The sequence below is a fragment of the Streptomyces sp. NPDC001156 genome, from assembly GCF_053598275.1.
This window is the reverse complement of sequence record NZ_JBSFJX010000192.1, coordinates 1-15153: the sequence shown is the minus strand read 5'-3', so window position 1 is coordinate 15153 and position 15153 is coordinate 1. Positions and strand designations below refer to the sequence as shown.

At 71.6% G+C, this 15153-nt stretch carries 13 protein-coding genes, 1 tRNA gene and 2 pseudogenes; 9 read left to right on the top strand and 7 right to left on the bottom strand.

Translation table 11 applies throughout. From position 1 onward, the window contains the following. A pseudogene (locus ACWDA7_RS42085) lies at nt 1-984 on the top strand (hypothetical protein); the annotation flags it as partial. 91 nt (nt 985-1075) lie between these two features. Then, nucleotides 1076-1611, top strand: a pseudogene (locus tag ACWDA7_RS42080) (tyrosine-type recombinase/integrase); the annotation flags it as partial. An 82-nt stretch (nt 1612-1693) separates the two neighbouring features. On the opposite strand, the gene ACWDA7_RS42075 reads toward ACWDA7_RS42080, so the two are convergent. Then, a tRNA-Cys gene (locus tag ACWDA7_RS42075) sits at nt 1694-1765 on the bottom strand. A 205-nt stretch (nt 1766-1970) separates the two neighbouring features. Between ACWDA7_RS42075 and ACWDA7_RS42070 the strand changes: the two genes are divergently transcribed. From ACWDA7_RS42070 to ACWDA7_RS42060, 3 genes are all read left to right on the top strand, one after another. Next, nucleotides 1971-3419, top strand: a complete 1449-nt coding sequence (locus tag ACWDA7_RS42070) for an MFS transporter (protein WP_450612029.1) — start codon at nt 1971-1973, stop codon at nt 3417-3419. A gap of 149 nt (nt 3420-3568) precedes the next feature. Beyond that, nucleotides 3569-5374 carry a DEAD/DEAH box helicase gene (locus ACWDA7_RS42065; protein WP_360991457.1) on the top strand — a complete coding sequence of 602 codons (1806 nt, stop codon included), beginning with the start codon at nt 3569-3571 and terminating at the stop codon, nt 5372-5374. Nucleotides 5375-5706: 332 nt separating this feature from the next. Further along, the gene (locus ACWDA7_RS42060) at nt 5707-6348 is read left to right on the top strand and encodes an IclR family transcriptional regulator (protein WP_450612027.1); all 642 of its coding nucleotides are present in this window, start codon (nt 5707-5709) and stop codon (nt 6346-6348) included. A 120-nt stretch (nt 6349-6468) separates the two neighbouring features. Here ACWDA7_RS42060 and ACWDA7_RS42055 read toward each other — a convergent pair whose 3' ends face one another. Next, nucleotides 6469-8007, bottom strand: a complete 1539-nt coding sequence (locus ACWDA7_RS42055; protein WP_450612025.1) for a PucR family transcriptional regulator — start codon at nt 8005-8007, stop codon at nt 6469-6471. Between the two features lie 101 nt (nt 8008-8108). On the opposite strand from ACWDA7_RS42055, the gene ACWDA7_RS42050 reads away from it, so the two are divergent. The 3 genes from ACWDA7_RS42050 (at nt 8109) to ACWDA7_RS42040 (ending at nt 10968) form a co-directional block, all read left to right on the top strand. After that, on the top strand, nt 8109-8945 hold the full coding sequence (locus ACWDA7_RS42050) for a chorismate synthase (RefSeq protein WP_450612023.1): 837 nt from the start codon (nt 8109-8111) through the stop codon (nt 8943-8945). Continuing rightward, complete coding sequence (menC, locus tag ACWDA7_RS42045) at nt 8942-10051, top strand: o-succinylbenzoate synthase (protein WP_450612021.1); 1110 nt, start codon at nt 8942-8944, stop codon at nt 10049-10051. The genes ACWDA7_RS42050 and menC overlap by 4 nt, the downstream gene beginning before the upstream one ends. A gap of 125 nt (nt 10052-10176) precedes the next feature. Then, nucleotides 10177-10968, top strand: coding sequence for a S16 family serine protease (locus ACWDA7_RS42040; protein WP_450612019.1), 792 nt, complete (start codon nt 10177-10179; stop codon nt 10966-10968). Here the strand turns inward: ACWDA7_RS42040 and ACWDA7_RS42035 are convergent. The 5 genes from ACWDA7_RS42035 to ACWDA7_RS42015 form a co-directional block, all read right to left on the bottom strand. Further along, nucleotides 10965-11147: a hypothetical protein gene (locus ACWDA7_RS42035; protein ID WP_450612017.1), complete on the bottom strand. Its 183-nt coding sequence runs from the start codon at nt 11145-11147 to the stop codon at nt 10965-10967. The genes ACWDA7_RS42040 and ACWDA7_RS42035 overlap by 4 nt on opposite strands. Before the next feature lie 12 nt (nt 11148-11159). After that, nucleotides 11160-11765 (bottom strand): ArsR/SmtB family transcription factor, encoded by a 606-nt coding sequence (locus ACWDA7_RS42030; RefSeq protein WP_450612015.1) that lies wholly within the window; start codon nt 11763-11765, stop codon nt 11160-11162. Nucleotides 11766-11832: 67 nt separating this feature from the next. After that, nucleotides 11833-12642 (bottom strand): ABC transporter permease subunit, encoded by an 810-nt coding sequence (locus ACWDA7_RS42025; RefSeq protein WP_450612013.1) that lies wholly within the window; start codon nt 12640-12642, stop codon nt 11833-11835. After that, the gene (locus ACWDA7_RS42020; protein WP_450612011.1) at nt 12639-13313 is read right to left on the bottom strand and encodes an ABC transporter permease; all 675 of its coding nucleotides are present in this window, start codon (nt 13311-13313) and stop codon (nt 12639-12641) included. Before ACWDA7_RS42020 ends, ACWDA7_RS42025 begins: the two co-directional genes overlap by 4 nt. A 19-nt stretch (nt 13314-13332) precedes the next feature. Continuing rightward, on the bottom strand, nt 13333-13812 hold the full coding sequence (locus ACWDA7_RS42015) for an Lrp/AsnC family transcriptional regulator (RefSeq protein WP_359410336.1): 480 nt from the start codon (nt 13810-13812) through the stop codon (nt 13333-13335). A gap of 123 nt (nt 13813-13935) precedes the next feature. Here ACWDA7_RS42015 and hppD point away from each other — a divergent pair, with 123 nt between their 5' ends. Next, nucleotides 13936-15081: a 4-hydroxyphenylpyruvate dioxygenase gene (gene hppD, locus ACWDA7_RS42010; RefSeq protein WP_450612009.1), complete on the top strand. Its 1146-nt coding sequence runs from the start codon at nt 13936-13938 to the stop codon at nt 15079-15081. Nucleotides 15082-15153 lie beyond the last annotated feature (72 nt).

Sequence of the window (15153 nt, the reverse complement as noted above, 5' to 3'; positions counted from 1 at the left end):
ACTCCCGGGTTCATGTCGCCCGAACAGGTGACCGGGGAAACGGTTGGCCCGGCCAGTGACGTGTTCTCCTTGGGCGCGGTACTGGCTTTCGCGGCCACCGGAGTCGGCCCCTTCGGGACCGGCTCTGCGCTAGCGGTGAACTTCCGTGCCGTGTACCAAGAGCCTGACCTCGGCGGGTTGCCGCCCGGCCTGGACGTGATCGGCCAGTGCCTGGCCAAGGACCCCGGCAAGCGGCCCACCGTTCCCGACCTTGTGGCAGCACTCGCCCGAGCGCTCGGCGAGAGTGAGGGGCACATCACTGCCACCGAGGTCCTCGCCGAGGCCGACTGGCTCCCCGATGCGGTAGCGCAGACCCTCCGTACCCACGCGCCGCCCCCTCAGCTCCAGCGCCAGGACCAGGGGCATGAGGATGGCGAGACCGCCGGCGACGGGGCCGCTGGGCCATCTGCTGCCTCCGCCGATGCCTTGCTCTCACCGTCCGCAGCCCCGACGGCGCCGCTCGAGCCGCGCCACCCCACCCGCAAGCAAGTCCTTGCGGTGACGGCGGCCATGCTGACTGCGGTCCTGGGCGTGGTGGCCCTCATGGAGGCGCAGACCATGCCCGGGCGCGAGAAGCCCTCCGGCCAACACGACGCCGCCGTCCCGGCCACCACTACCACCTGGCCCGGCACAAGAACGTTGCCGACCAAACCGGCTCAAGAGCCGGTCTCCGACGTTTCGGGCACCCCCGTCAACATCCTTGACACCCTCAAGATGACCACGGCTACCCCCACCTCCTCGGGGCCCCCCACGACGCCGGCAGGCCTCACCAGCGGTGGAACCACCAGCAGCGAGTCGACTGAGGGGGAAAAGGTTCCTTCGTCCACGGATCCCTCTCCCACCTCCACCTCCAGCCCCAGCCCACTCGACGGCGGCGGCAACAACAGCGGCAACAACAGCGGCGGCTTGCTCGGCGGCTTGCTCGGCGCCTTGCTCGGCGGCTGAGCAGCGCCATGAAGCGCGGTAGACCACACTTTCGCCAATCGTCATGGATCGCGACCGCGGAGGCCCATCGGATCTGCACCCCGGCCGAGTCGGGTGCGTGGACCCCTGCGGCCGCAAGGCCGCCGGCTACTGCCCTCAGAGGCGACGCACGAACCAGGAGTTGTCCACTCCCACGTCACGCGCCGGCCGTCGCGCGGTGGGGCTCCCGGACAGCTCGTTGACCTACTCCGTGCCCACCTCAAGGCACAGGAAGAGGAGCGGCAGGAGGCCGGGAAGCGGTGGGTTGAGAACGGCCTGGTGTTCCCTGACGAGCACGGCGGTAGCCCGTCCCACCGTCGGGACTGGTCCGAGTGGAAGGATCTTCTGGCAGAGGCGAAGGTGCGGGACGGGCGCCTGCACGACGCGCGCCACACGGCCGCGACGGTTCTGCTCATCCTCGGTGTTCCCGAACGCGCCGTCATGGGCCTCATGGGGTGGTCGACTACGGCCATGGCCGCCCGCTATCAGCACATGGTGGATGCCGTGCGGACGGACATCGCGAGGCAGGTGGACGGCCTGATCTGGAAGCCCGAGACGGACCGGCCGGACGATGACGGTGCGGCCGGCGCCCTCGTACCGGTCAACTGAGACGGGAACCGAGACGGACGACCAGAAGGGCGGCACTCCAGAAGGGGTGCCGCCCTTTTCTTTTCCCTGGTCAAGGCCATAGAGGCCATGGCGGGAATCGAACCCGCGTAACTCGCTTTGCAGGCGAGTCCCTCAACCACTCGGGCACACGGCCGGGATCCGGTGCGGCACGGCTCACTCGTTCCGACCTGATGCGTCGACCGTATGGCGGGGCGTTCCGGGGGCTCAAGAGGATCGCCGGGGCCGCAACAGGACTGCCATACGCCGTTCATGAACGGTGGGTCGTACGACCAAGGTCCCCCTCGATCACCGTCTTCCGACAGGGGCGAATCTTGGTCGAGCCCCTTACTCTGACGAACATGGCAGCTCTGAGACCTCGCGACACCGACGTCGCCGACGCCCCGCCTCCCGCCCCTCCGGACAACACCGCCGGCGTGCTGAGCCGGCCGTATCGGGCGCTGAGCATCGGCATCGTCTCCGTCGTCCTGCTCATCGCCTTCGAGGCGACGGCCGTCGGCACGGCGATGCCGGTCGCGGCGCGGGATCTGGACGGGCTGTCCCTGTATGCCTTCGCGTTCTCGGCGTTCTTCACCACCAGTCTGTTCGGCATGGTGTTCGCGGGCCAGTGGTCGGATCGCAGCGGCCCGCTCGCTTCGCTGACCTGCGGCATCGCCGCCTTCGCGGCCGGCTTGCTGCTGTCGGGGACGGCCGGGGCGATGTGGGTGTTCATCCTGGGGCGGGCCGTGCAGGGCCTCGGCGGCGGACTCGTGATCGTCGCCTTGTACGTCGTCGTCGGCCGCGCCTACCCGGAACGGCTGCGGCCGGCCATGATGGCGGGGTTCGCGGCGGGCTGGGTCGTCCCCTCCGTGGTGGGCCCGCTGGCGGCGGGCACGGTGACCGAACAGCTCGGCTGGCGCTGGGTGTTCATCGGCATCCCGGTGCTGGTGGTGTTCCCGCTGGCGCTCGCGCTGCCCGCGATACGGCACCGGGCGGGCGGCCCCGCCGAGGGGGCTGTCACGGGGCCCTTCGACGGCCGCCGCATCCGGCTCGCCCTCGGTGTCTCCCTGGGCGCGGGACTCCTCCAGTACGCCGCCCAGGACCTCGCCTGGGTCTCCCTCCTGCCAGGCATCGCGGGCGTCGCGCTGCTCGTCCCGTCGGTGCTCGGGCTGTTGCCCCGCGGCACCTACCGTGCGGCGCGCGGGCTGCCGTCCGTGGTGCTGCTGCGCGGAGTGGCGGCGGGCGCGTTCATCTCGGCGGAGAGCTTCGTCCCCCTCATGCTCGTCACCCAGCGGGGCCTGTCGCCCACGCTCGCCGGGTTTTCGCTCGCGGCGGGCGGCGGGTCCTGGGCGCTCGGGTCGTATGTGCAGTCGAGGCCGCGCCTGGAGGCGTACCGGGAGCGGCTGATGACGCTCGGCATGCTCGTCGTCGCGGCCGCGATCACCACGGCGCCCAGTGTGCTGATCCACTCGGTGCCCGTCTGGATCGTCGCCGTAGCCTGGGGGTTCGGCTGCTTCGGCATGGGCCTCGTCATCTCCTCGACCAGCGTCCTGCTGCTGCGCCTGTCCGCACCCGAGGAGGCGGGCGCCAACTCGGCCGCCCTGCAGATCTCCGACGGCCTCTCCAACGTCGTCCTGCTCTCCGCGGGCGGCGCCGCGTTCGCCGCGCTCGGCGGTGGCGCCCTCGCCCGTACGACGACCGAGGCGACCGCCGGCGGCTCTCACCCGGCGGCCTTCGCCGTGGTGTTCCTGCCGATGGCGGCGGTGGCGCTGGTGGGGGCATGGGTGACGACCCGGCTGCGGGAACGGTGAGTCACGGGGCCCGCTCCGATGATCTGTGAGCCGTGTCGCACCCGGGCCCGATGCGGCGGTGTTGACCCGAGTGGCGGGTGGGCCCACCGGTAGGGTGGCCCGGTTGTCATACGTAGCCGAGCCACCCCAGCCCCAGCGAACCGGAGACCGTGAGTACCGCCGCCGCCAGCAGTTCCTCGCACTCGCACCATCTGTCTCCCGCCTTCCCCGGCCGTGCTCCCTGGGGTACCGCCGGCAAGCTGCGTGCCTGGCAGCAGGGGGCGATGGAGAAGTACATCCAGGAGCAGCCGCGTGACTTCCTCGCCGTCGCCACGCCCGGCGCCGGCAAGACGACCTTCGCGCTGACGCTCGCGTCCTGGCTGCTACACCATCACGTCGTCCAGCAGGTGACGGTCGTCGCGCCGACCGAGCATCTGAAGAAGCAGTGGGCCGAGGCGGCGGCGCGGATCGGGATCAAGCTGGACCCCGAGTACAGCGCCGGACCGCTCGGCCGGGAGTACCACGGCGTCGCCGTCACCTACGCGGGCGTCGGCGTCCGGCCCATGCTGCACCGCAACCGGTCCGAGCAGCGCAAGAGCCTCGTCATCCTCGACGAGATCCACCACGCGGGCGACTCCAAGTCCTGGGGGGAGGCCTGCCTGGAGGCGTTCGAACCGGCCACCCGCCGGCTCGCCCTGACCGGTACGCCGTTCCGTTCCGACACCAACCCCATCCCCTTCGTCGCGTACGAAGAGGGGAACGACGGCATCCGCCGGTCCGCCGCCGACTACACCTACGGATATGGCTCCGCCCTCGCCGACGGGGTCGTGCGGCCGGTGATCTTCCTCTCCTACAGCGGCAACATGCGCTGGCGCACCAAGGCGGGCGACGAGATCGCCGCCCGGCTCGGCGAGCCCATGACCAAGGACGCCGTCAGCCAGGCCTGGCGCACCGCCCTCGACCCGCGCGGCGACTGGATGCCCAGCGTGCTGCGCGCCGCAGACCAGCGTCTGACCGAGATCCGCAAGGCCATCCCGGACGCGGGTGCCCTGGTCATCGCCTCCGACCAGGAGTCGGCCCGCGCTTACGCCAAGCTCATCCGCGAGATCACCGGGCACCGCGCGACCCTCGTGCTGTCCGACGACGCCGGCGCCTCCGACCGCATCGACGAGTTCAGCCACAACGACGACCGCTGGATGGTCGCGGTGCGCATGGTGTCGGAGGGCGTGGACGTGCCGCGGCTCGCCGTCGGGGTGTACGCGACGACCATCTCCACACCGCTCTTCTTCGCCCAGGCCGTGGGCCGTTTCGTGCGGTCCAGGCGCCGCGGCGAGACCGCCTCCGTCTTCCTCCCGACCGTCCCCGACCTCCTCACCTTCGCCAACGAGATGGAGGTGGAGCGCGACCACGTCCTCGACAAGCCGAAGAAGGGCGGCGAGGAGGAGGACCCGTACGCCGAATCCGAGAAGGAGATGGAGGAGGCCAACCGGGAACAGGACGAGGACACCGGCGAGCAGGACATGCTGCCGTTCGAGGCGCTCGAGTCCGACGCCGTCTTCGACCGAGTCATGTACAACGGTGCCGAGTTCGGGATGCAGGCCCACCCGGGCAGCGAAGAGGAACAGGACTATCTGGGCATTCCCGGCCTTCTTGAGCCCGAGCAGGTCGAGTTGCTGCTGCAGAAACGGCAGGCCCGGCAGATCGCACACAGCCGCAAGAAACCGGACACCGAGGCCGATCTGCTCGAACTGCCCGCCGAGCGGCGGCCTGTGGTCACCCACAAGGAACTGCTCGAACTGCGCAAGCAGCTCAACACGATGGTCGGCGCGTACGTCCATCAGAGCGGCAAGCCGCACGGTGTCGTCCACACCGAACTGCGCCGAGTGTGCGGCGGCCCGCCGAGCGCCGAGTGCACCGCGGGCCAACTGCGCCAGCGCATCGCGAAAGTCCAGGAGTGGGCCACCCGTATGAGGTGATGCCGCGAGGCGCCCGGCGGGCGTGCGGGACCGGGGTGCGCGACTTTCCGGCGGGGACCGGGCCGTACATACCTCCGCAAAGAGAACGTCCAGGTAAGGCTCGTTGACCGGATTCTGGACGGAGCCTTCCGCTGAGCGAACCAGCTCGCTAATGTCCCGCTACGCACACGCCCCGTGGCAGCGCCGCCGCGGAGCGCAGCCGTGAAGCGACTGAGTCCGGGAGCCGCCCGGGCCGCCGGCCGATCGGCGGCCTCTGAAGCGCGTCGCCGACGGGACTCGGTGTCGCACCTGCCGCGAGGGGCCGCCGACCTCACCACTAAGGAGTGGGCGTCGTGACCGCGGAGACCTCCCAGACGCTCGACCGGGGCCTCAAGGTCCTCAAGCTGCTCGCCGACACCGATCACGGGCTGACCGTCACCGAACTGTCCACCAAGCTGGGCGTGAACAGGACCGTGGTGTACCGGCTGCTCGCGACCCTGGAACAGCACTCACTCGTACGCCGCGATCTGGGTGGCCGCGCCCGGGTCGGCCTCGGAGTGCTGCGCCTCGGCCGTCAGGTGCACCCTCTGGTGCGGGAGGCCGCGCTGCCCGCGCTGCGGGCCCTGGCCGAGGACATCGGGGCGACCGCGCACCTGACCCTGGTCGACGGGACGGAGGCACTGGCCGTCGCCGTGGTGGAGCCGACCTGGACCGACTACCACGTGGCGTACCGGGCCGGGTTCCGGCATCCGCTCGACCGGGGAGCCGCCGGCCGCGCCATACTCGCCGCCCGTCTGCGGACGAGCGCCGAGCCCGGCTTCACGCTCACCCACGGGGAACTGGAGGCCGGCGCGAGCGGAGCCGCCGCGCCGCTGCTCGGGGTGACGGGGATCGAGGGCAGCGTGGGGGTCGTGATGCTGTCGGATTCCATACCGGAGAGGGTGGGGCCGAGGGTGGTCGACGCCGCCCGGGAGGTGGCCGAGGCGCTGAGCTGACGACCACCGCCGGGGTCCGTCGTCCGGGTCCGCTGTCCGGGGCCCTCAACCGCAGTCCCGGCACCGGCGTTCGCCCGCGCCGTCGCCCCGCCGGCCGTCCGGTTCCGCCGACCCGCCCCCTCAATCGCGGCCCAGTACCCTCAACTGCAGCCACAGCACCAGTCGTTCGTCCGGGTCGTCCAGGTCGATGCCGAGCCGTTGCTGGATCTGGCGCAGGCGGTAGCGGCAGGTATTGGGATGGACGCCCAGCCGTTCCGCCGCGCCCGCCATGTCGCCTCCGGCCTCGAACCACGCCAGCAGCGTGCGCGCATGGGCGGTGCCGTGCCCGGCGTCGTGGTCCAGGAGGTCCCGCCCCGACCCCACCGTCAACTCTGGCTTCCCTCGCATCACTTCGGCCAGCCGCAGCAGCGTGATCCGGGGCCGCACCTCGGTCACGCACGCCACCGGCAGCCCGGGACCGAGCACACGCAGCACCAGGTTCGCGTCGGCCCGGGAGGCCGGCGCCCCGGCGAGCGAGGGCACCACCTCGCCGAGCCCGGCCCGCACCGGTACCCGCAGCGCCGCCCCGGCCCGCCGCACGATGTCCTCGGCCAGATGCCGGTGCCGCTCGCCGCGTTCGCCCGGAGCGGGCAGCAGCGCGTACACGATCCCGTCGACGAGCACGCACGCGTGCCGTCCGTAGTGCGCCTCGCACTGGAGCCGCACCAGGTCCAGGAGCCGCAGCGCGGTCTGCTCGCCGTCCGGCGCGGACACCGTGGAGTCGACGGTGAACGCGGCCACCCGTACGGGTTCGGGACCGAGCCGGTGGACCGCGGCATCGGGGTCGGCCGTGCCGTCGAGGAGGCGGCGCAGCAGATCGCCGTCCTGGTGCCGGGCCAGTTCCTGTGCCGCGCGGGCCCGCAGCAGAAGCAGCGCCGCGGTGGAGGCGCCCTGGGTCAGCGCCTGTTCGGCGTCGGGCGCCAGCCCGCCGTCGTCCACGACCCAGAGTGAACCGAGCGTCTCACCGCCGGCCCGCACGGCGACCGCGAGCCGGGGCAGCGCGCCCGCGAGCGCCGGGAGGCGCACCGGGCCCTCGGCGGCGAAGACGAGCCGGTACTGCTCGGTGTTCTCCGGGCTTCCCGGCACCCGGAGCCCGAGGATGCCCTGGCGGCGGTCCTCGTCCGTCGGCTGCCCCGGCACCGTGGAGTACGCGAGGATCCGCTGCCCCGGGTCCTCGATCGCGGTGGCCCCGCCGACCGCCGCGGCCACCGCGTCGGCCAGCGCGAACAGTTCGCCGCGCGCGTCCCCACCGCCCGTCGCCACCGGGCGGGCGCCGATCGCCGAGGCCAGCAGCAGGTGTACCCGGTGCCAGGCGGCGTCCTCTTCGACGGAGAGCAGTGCGACCCCGGCCTCCTCGGCGTCGGCGACGGGCCCGTCCGCACCGCGTACGACCACGCCGGTCATCCCCGCCTGCGCGGCGGCCCGCACCAGCGGCCCCGCGGCCGGGGCGCGCACACCCACCGCGAGCAGCAGCGCGCCCGGCGCACGGGGGAGCGGGGCGTGGGCGTCGTACAGCAGCGCCTCGGTGACAGGCGCGGTGAGCCCGGCGGGCGCGGTGTGCAGCCGGACGGAGGGCTCGCCGACGACATCGAGCAAGTCGCCGAGGCTGCCGGCGTCCATGGGGTGCCTCCTTCGCCGCTTGGCCGATCCCACCAGGACGGTAGGCGGGTTTTGGCGTCCGATACAACGCGGTGCCCGCTCCGCGCCCGGAAACTCGAGCCATGACAGCAGACACGGACCTGTCCGCCGCCCACACGCGCGTGGCGAGGCTCGCGGACGACGCCGCGCAGGCCGCGGGCGTCCGCCTCCGTACCGTGCACGACGTCACCGGCCTCGCCGCCGTGGCCGACTACTTAAGCGACGTCTGGCGGACCCCCCGCACCAGTCCGCCGATCCCCGCCGAAGTGCTGCACAGCCTGGTGCACTCGGGCGGTGCCGTGCACGCCGCCTTCGCGGGCGAACGGCTGGCAGGGGCCTGCGTGGCCGTCTTCGGGCCGCCCGCCGAGGCGGACGCCTACTCCCTGGTGGCGGCGGCCGACCCCGGCGTCGGATACCCGGTCAAGCAGGCACAGCGCGCCTGGCTCCTGGGGCGCGGCGCCCGCACCCTGCGCTGGACCTTCGACCCGCTGGTCGGCCGCAACGCCCGCTTCAACCTGGCGAAGCTGGGTGCCACCGGCACGGAGTACCTCGTCGACTTCTACGGTCCGATGGCCGACGGCGTGAACGACGGCGACGAGAGCGACCGGCTCACGGTCACCTGGGACCTGGCGGCGCCCCGGCAGCCGTACGAGAGCGGTGACCGCGCCTGCGCACCCGCCACGCACGAGGCCCCCGACGGCGCCCCGCTCGCCCGGCGGTCACAGGACGACCGGCATGTGTGGTGCCGCGTCCCGCAGGACGTCGTCGCCCTGCGCACCGCCGACGCGGCACTCGCCCTGCGCTGGCGGCACGCCGTCCGCGACGTCTTCAGGCAGGCCTTCGCCGAGGGGTTCAGGGCGACGGGCATGTCCCGGGACGGCTGGTACACGCTCACCCGACCGGAGGGTTCCCTGGCATGAAACTTGAACGCGCCGAGATCGTCCACGTGGCGATCCCGCTGGTCACGCCGTTCCGCACCTCGTTCGGGACGATGACCGACAAGGACACCTTCCTGCTGCACGTCGTCACCGACGCCGCCGAGGGCTGGTCGGAGTTCGCGGCCGACCCCGAGCCCCGGTACTGCCCGGAGTTCGTCGCCGGAGCCGAGATCGTCCTGCGCGACTTCCTGCTGCCGCGCGTCGCCGCCCTGCCCTGTCTGACGACGGCCGCGCTCGCCCCCGCCCTGGCGGGGATCAAAGGGCACGAGTTGGCGAAGGCGGCGCTGGAGACGGCGGTCCTGGACGCGGAGCTGCGCTCGTACGGCATGTCCCTGGCGACCTACCTGGGAGCCGTACGGGACCGGGTGCCAGCCGGGGTGTCCGTCGGCATCAGGAACTCCGTGCCCGAACTGCTGGACGACGTCGAGCGCTACCTCGCTGAGGGATACGTCCGCATCAAGCTGAAGATCGAGCCCGGCTGGGACCTGGAGCCGGTACGAGCCGTGCGCGAGCGCTTCGGGGACGCGCTGCCGCTCCAGGTCGACGCGAACACCGCGTACACGCTCGCCGACGCCGAGCACCTGCGGAGGCTGGACGATTTCGGGCTGCTGCTCATCGAGGAGCCGCTGGACGAGAACAACCTTTATGCCCACGCCCGGCTCCAGCAGCGCGTCACCACCCCCGTCTGTCTGGACGAGTCCCTGCACAACGCCCGGGACACCGCTTCCGCGATCGCCATGGACGCCTGCCGGGTGGTCAATGTGAAGCCCGCGCGGGTCGGCGGTTACCTCGAGGCACGTCGCGTCCACGACGTAGCCCATGCGCACGGGGTGCCGGTGTGGTGCGGCGGCATGCTCGAGACGGGTATCGGACGCGCGCCCAACCTGGCGCTGGCCGCCCTGCCGGGGTTCACCCTGCCGGGAGACACCTCGGCGTCCTCCCGTTATTTCGCGGAGGACATCACCGAGCCGTTCGTGCTCCGGGACGGACATCTGCCGGTGCCGTCCGCGCCCGGGATCGGCGTCGCACCACTCCCGGAGGCGCTGCGACGCTTCACCACCGGGCGGACCGACCTGTACGGGGCATGACACCAGCGGCGGGACACTGTGCCGGCACCCGTGCCGGTGCCGGGCTCGGGCGGCCCGGGCGGCGGGATCCGCTCCGGCACCGCCCGGGACCTGGCACGAAGTCACCACCGCGTTAGATTGATCCCGTGTTCTCTCGCCTCTCGCGCCCCAAGGCCGCCGCCGTCTGCGCCCTGCCCGTCGTGGCCCTGCTCGCCACGGCGGCGTTCGCCCCGCTGCCTTTCGCAGTGGCGCAGCCCGGTCTGACGGCCAACGTCCTCGGCGTGAACAAGGGCACGCCCGTGATCACGATCAGCGGGGCGCCCATCCGCACGACCACGGGTCAGCTGCGGATGACGACGATCGAGGCCACCGGCCCCGACGCGCAGGTCTCGCTCGGCGACGTGGTCGACGGCTGGGTCCGCACGGACCGCGCGGTGCTGCCGCGTGACGCGGTCTACCCGAGCGGGAACACCGTCAAGGAGATCGAGCAGCACAACACCGCGCAGATGAAGGAGTCCCAGGACGCGGCGACACAGGCGGCGCTGCGATACCTGGACCTCAGCGACCGGAACGTCAAGGTCACTCTGACGCTCGCGGATGTGGGCGGCCCGAGCGCGGGTCTGCTGTTCACCCTCGGGATCATCGACAAGCTGAAGGGCAACGGCAGCGGCGGCGACCTCACGGGCGGCCGCACGATCGCCGGTACGGGCACGATCGACGCGGCCGGCGCGGTCGGGGCCGTCGGCGGGGTCGCCCTCAAGACGCAGGCCGCCCGCCGCGACGGCGCGACGGTCTTCCTGGTCCCGAGGGCGGAGTGCGCCGACGCCAAGGCGGAGCTGCCGAAGGGGCTGCGGCTGGTGCCGGTGACCACCCTGAACGGCGCGGTCGACGCGCTGGTGGCGCTGCAGAAGGGGAAGGGCGCGGTCCCGAGCTGCTAGACGGTGGCGGGCCGGGGTGCGGCGGCGAGCCGCAGGCCGACCTCGACGAGGGTCCAGCCGAGGCGTACCCGCAGGTCGCGGAGGTGGCCGGCGTCGGCGGCGAGCCGGTGCGCGTCGGCCTCGGCACGGAGATCGGTGGCGCGGATGCGGTGCAACTCGAGATGCGTGTCCGGGTGCATCGGTCGTGCCTCTCAATCCGTCTGGAGGGGGAAGAGGTGGGTGTGGACGCGCACCTGCTCGGTCCCCGGGGTGTTCTTGCCGGGGGAGGGGGCGCGGTACTCCTCGATGAGGGCGTGCATCCTTCCGACGAGTTCGCGAGCGAGCTCGGGCGTCAGCCGTAGCGTCGCGTCGCTCATGTCGGTGGCGCCGTTCCAGGCCTCGGGCCAGTCGTCGCGTGTCCCGAGCCAGGTCGACAGTTCGCGGGTGTGGGTGGCGGCGATCTCGTGCAGGTACAGGTCGGCCGCCCCCCGCACTTCAGGGCCGGCGTCCTTGAACGCGTCGCTGTCGAAGACCAGCGCCTCGTCCTGGGCCTTCCACCAGCGCTCCCGTCCCTTGCCGTGCTCCGGTGCGTCCACGACGAAGCCATGGGCGGCGAGCTGGCGCAGGTGGTAGCTGGTCGCGCCGCTGGATTCGCCCAGCTTCGCGGCCAGCTGGGATGCGGTGGCCGGTCCGCCGCGCCGCAGTGCGTTGAGCAGCTGCATGCGCAGGGGGTGTGCGAGGCCGCGCAGCGAGCGGGCGTCGAGCAGGCGCGGTGGCCGCTCGTCCTCGTGCGGGGTGGTGTCGTCGGGCTCCTGCATGCATGCAAAGGTAGCGTTGCAAAGAAGTCGTTGCAAGGGGTTCTTTGCAACTGGTTCCGCAGGACCGCTACAGGCCCCTCAGGCCCCCGTCGAGCGTCATGGCCGTCAGCAGTTCCGCCATCGAGACCCCCCAGTCGATCAGCAGCGCCAGCGAGGTCGTCAGGACCGAGCCGAGCAGCAGCAGCGGCAGACTGTGATGGCTGATCCCGGCGGTGAGGAGCACGCCCAGACCGCCGCCTCCGCCGAACGCCGCCAAGGTCGCCGTGCCGACGTTCAGCACCAGGGCGATGCGCGCGCACGCGAGGAGCAGCGGGAGGGCCATGGGCAGTTCCACGCGGGCCAGCACGTCCATCGGGGACATGCCGATGCCGCGGGCGGCCTCCAGCAGCGGCGAGTCGTTCTCCTTCAGCCCCGCGATCGTGTGGGACAGCACGGGCAGGACGGCGTAGACGACGATGGCGACGAGGACGGCCCTGTGGCCGGTGCCGAGGCAGAGCACCAGCAACGCCAGCAGGCCGATCGCCGGCGCCCGCCGGCCCGCGGTGGCGATGGCCGTCGCCGTGGCGGTGAACCTGCCCGCCGCCCCGTGGGTCAGCGCGATGGCCAGGGGGATCGCGATGACCATCACCAGGAACGTGGCGAGCGTGGTCATTTCGATGTGCTGCCACAGTGCCTTCTCCACCCGGCCCTGGGAGAGGGCGTTCTGGGAGAACGTGTCCAGCCGGGCCTGCCGGAACCACAGCAGGGTCGTCAGCAGCAGGACCACCAGTGCCGTGGGCAGCAGGGTCAGCTTCTGCCACGTGATCCGCGCTGACCGGGGACCCGGCGGGGCGGGCGACCTGGTCTCCTCCTGTTCCTCCACCTCGTATGTGGTCACGTCGTCCTCTCCTCCGGTTGAACCGGTCTCGCGATCCGCCGGGGGACGGTCAGCCGCTCGAGCAGCAGGTAGGCGGCGTCGAACAGCACCGACAGGGCGAAGATGCCGAGCGTGCCCGCGAGCACCTCGTTGAGCGCGTTCTCGCTGTCCGGGGAGCCGAGGCCGCGGAAGATCTCGTTGCCCAGACCGGGTCCGGAGGCGTACGCGGCGACCGCGGCGACGCCCACCAGCAGGCGGGTGGAGGCACGGATCCCGGTGAGGATCGAGGGCCAGGCCAGCGCCAGCTCCACACGGACGAACCGGGCCCACCGCGACATGCCGATGCCCCGGGCCGCGTCCACCAGCGAAGGATCGCCCGTGCGCAGCGCCACGAGGGAGTTCCGCACGATCGGCAGCAGTCCGCACAGGGTCAGCGCGGCGAGCGTCGGCGCCAGACCCAGTCCGGTGACCGGGATCAGCAGGCCGACCAGCGCCAGGGTGGGTACGGTCAGGATGGCGCCGGTGGCGGCCGTGGCGAGGTCGCCGGCCCGCTCGCTGCGAGAGGCGACGAGGCCGATCAGCACGCCGAGGACCGCGGCGAGGAGGGTGCACACGAGGACGGCGCCGACATGTCCGCAGGCCTCTATGAACAACCGCCGGTGGCTGTCGGCCAGGTACTCGTAGAAGCTCACGTGCGCTCACCCCGGTGGGCTAGGTCCTCTGTCGGTCCTCCGCCGCCTGCTCCACCAGCGGGATGATCCGCAGCGGAACGGGGTTCTCCATGACGATCGCAGTGGAGGCCCGGACGATGCCATCAAAGCCGACAACTCGGTCGATCACACGTTGTAGGTCGGCATTCGAGCGAGCCACCAGCCGGCAGAGCATGTCCCCGCTGCCCGTCGTGGTGTGCAGTTCCAGGACCTCCGGGACGGTCGCCAAATGGGCCCGCACGTCGGGTCCTTGTCCCTGCCGGATCTGCAGCGTCGCGAACGCGGTGACGGGATAGCCGAGCGCGGCGGGATCCACCTGAGGGCCGAATCCGCGGATCACTCCATTGGACTGAAGCCGGTCCAGGCGCGCCTGGACCGTGCCACGCGCCACCCCGAGCCGCCGGGACATCTCCAGCACCCCGATGCGCGGCTCGCGCGCCAGCAGCAGGATGAGCCGGGCGTCCAGTTGATCGATCGCCATACCCGCGCTCCCAGATGGTCATCGTGTACAGAAAGCCCGTCGATACGGGGCTTCCGCTGAGCACCTTGCCCAGCCGATACGCAAACTATTGCGCACCTTGCGAGGAAGGGTGAGGCTGCGGATATGACGCAGACCACACACCACACCCCCGACACCGCGCGCGAGGCAGACCCCTTCCCGGTGAAGGGAATGGACGCGGTCGTCTTCGCCGTGGGCAACGCCAAGCAGGCCGCGCACTACTACTCGACCGCCTTCGGCATGCGGCTCGTGGCGTACTCCGGACCGGAGAACGGCAGCCGTGAGACCGCCTCGTACGTCCTGGAGAACGGCTCCGCCCGTTTCGTCTTCACCTCGGTCATCAAGCCCGCCACCACCTGGGGCCACTTCCTGGCCGAGCACGTGGCCGAGCACGGCGACGGCGTGATCGACCTCGCGATCGAGGTCCCGGACGCGCGGGCCGCGTACGCCCACGCGATGGAGCGAGGCGCCCGCTCGGTCGACGAGCCGTACGAGCTCAAGGACGAGCACGGTGTCGTCGTCCTCGCCACGATCGCCACGTACGGCAAGACCCGCCACACCCTCGTCGAGCGCACCGGGTACGACGGTCCGTACCTGCCCGGCTTCGCCGCCGCCGCGCCGATCGTGGAGCCGCCCGCGCAGCGCACGTTCCAGGCCATCGACCACTGCGTCGGCAACGTCGAACTCGGCCGTATGAACGAGTGGGTGGAGTTCTACAACAAGGTCATGGGCTTCACGAACATGAAGGAGTTCGTGGGCGACGACATCGCGACCGAGTACAGCGCGCTGATGTCCAAGGTCGTGGCCGACGGGACGCTCAAGGTCAAGTTCCCGATCAACGAGCCCGCGATCGCCAAGAAGAAGTCCCAGATCGACGAGTACCTGGAGTTCTACGGCGGTCCCGGCGTCCAGCACATCGCGCTGAACACCAACGACATCGTGCACACGGTGCGGACCATGCGGGCGGCCGGCGTGCAGTTCCTCGACACTCCGGACTCGTACTACGACACCCTCGGTCAGTGGGTCGGCGACACCCGTGTCCCCGTAGAGACCCTGCGCGAGCTGAAGATCCTGGCTGACCGCGACGAGGACGGCTATCTGTTGCAGATCTTCACCAAGCCGGTCCAGGACCGTCCGACGGTCTTCTTCGAGATCATCGAGCGCCATGGCTCCATGGGCTTCGGGAAGGGCAACTTCAAGGCCCTGTTCGAGGCCATCGAGCGGGAGCAGGAAAGGCGCGGCAACCTCTGAGCCGGTGCAGCGCCCGACCGAGCAGGGGTCGGCCGGGCGCTCCCGTGGTCCCGCGGGCGCCGCGAGAGCGCC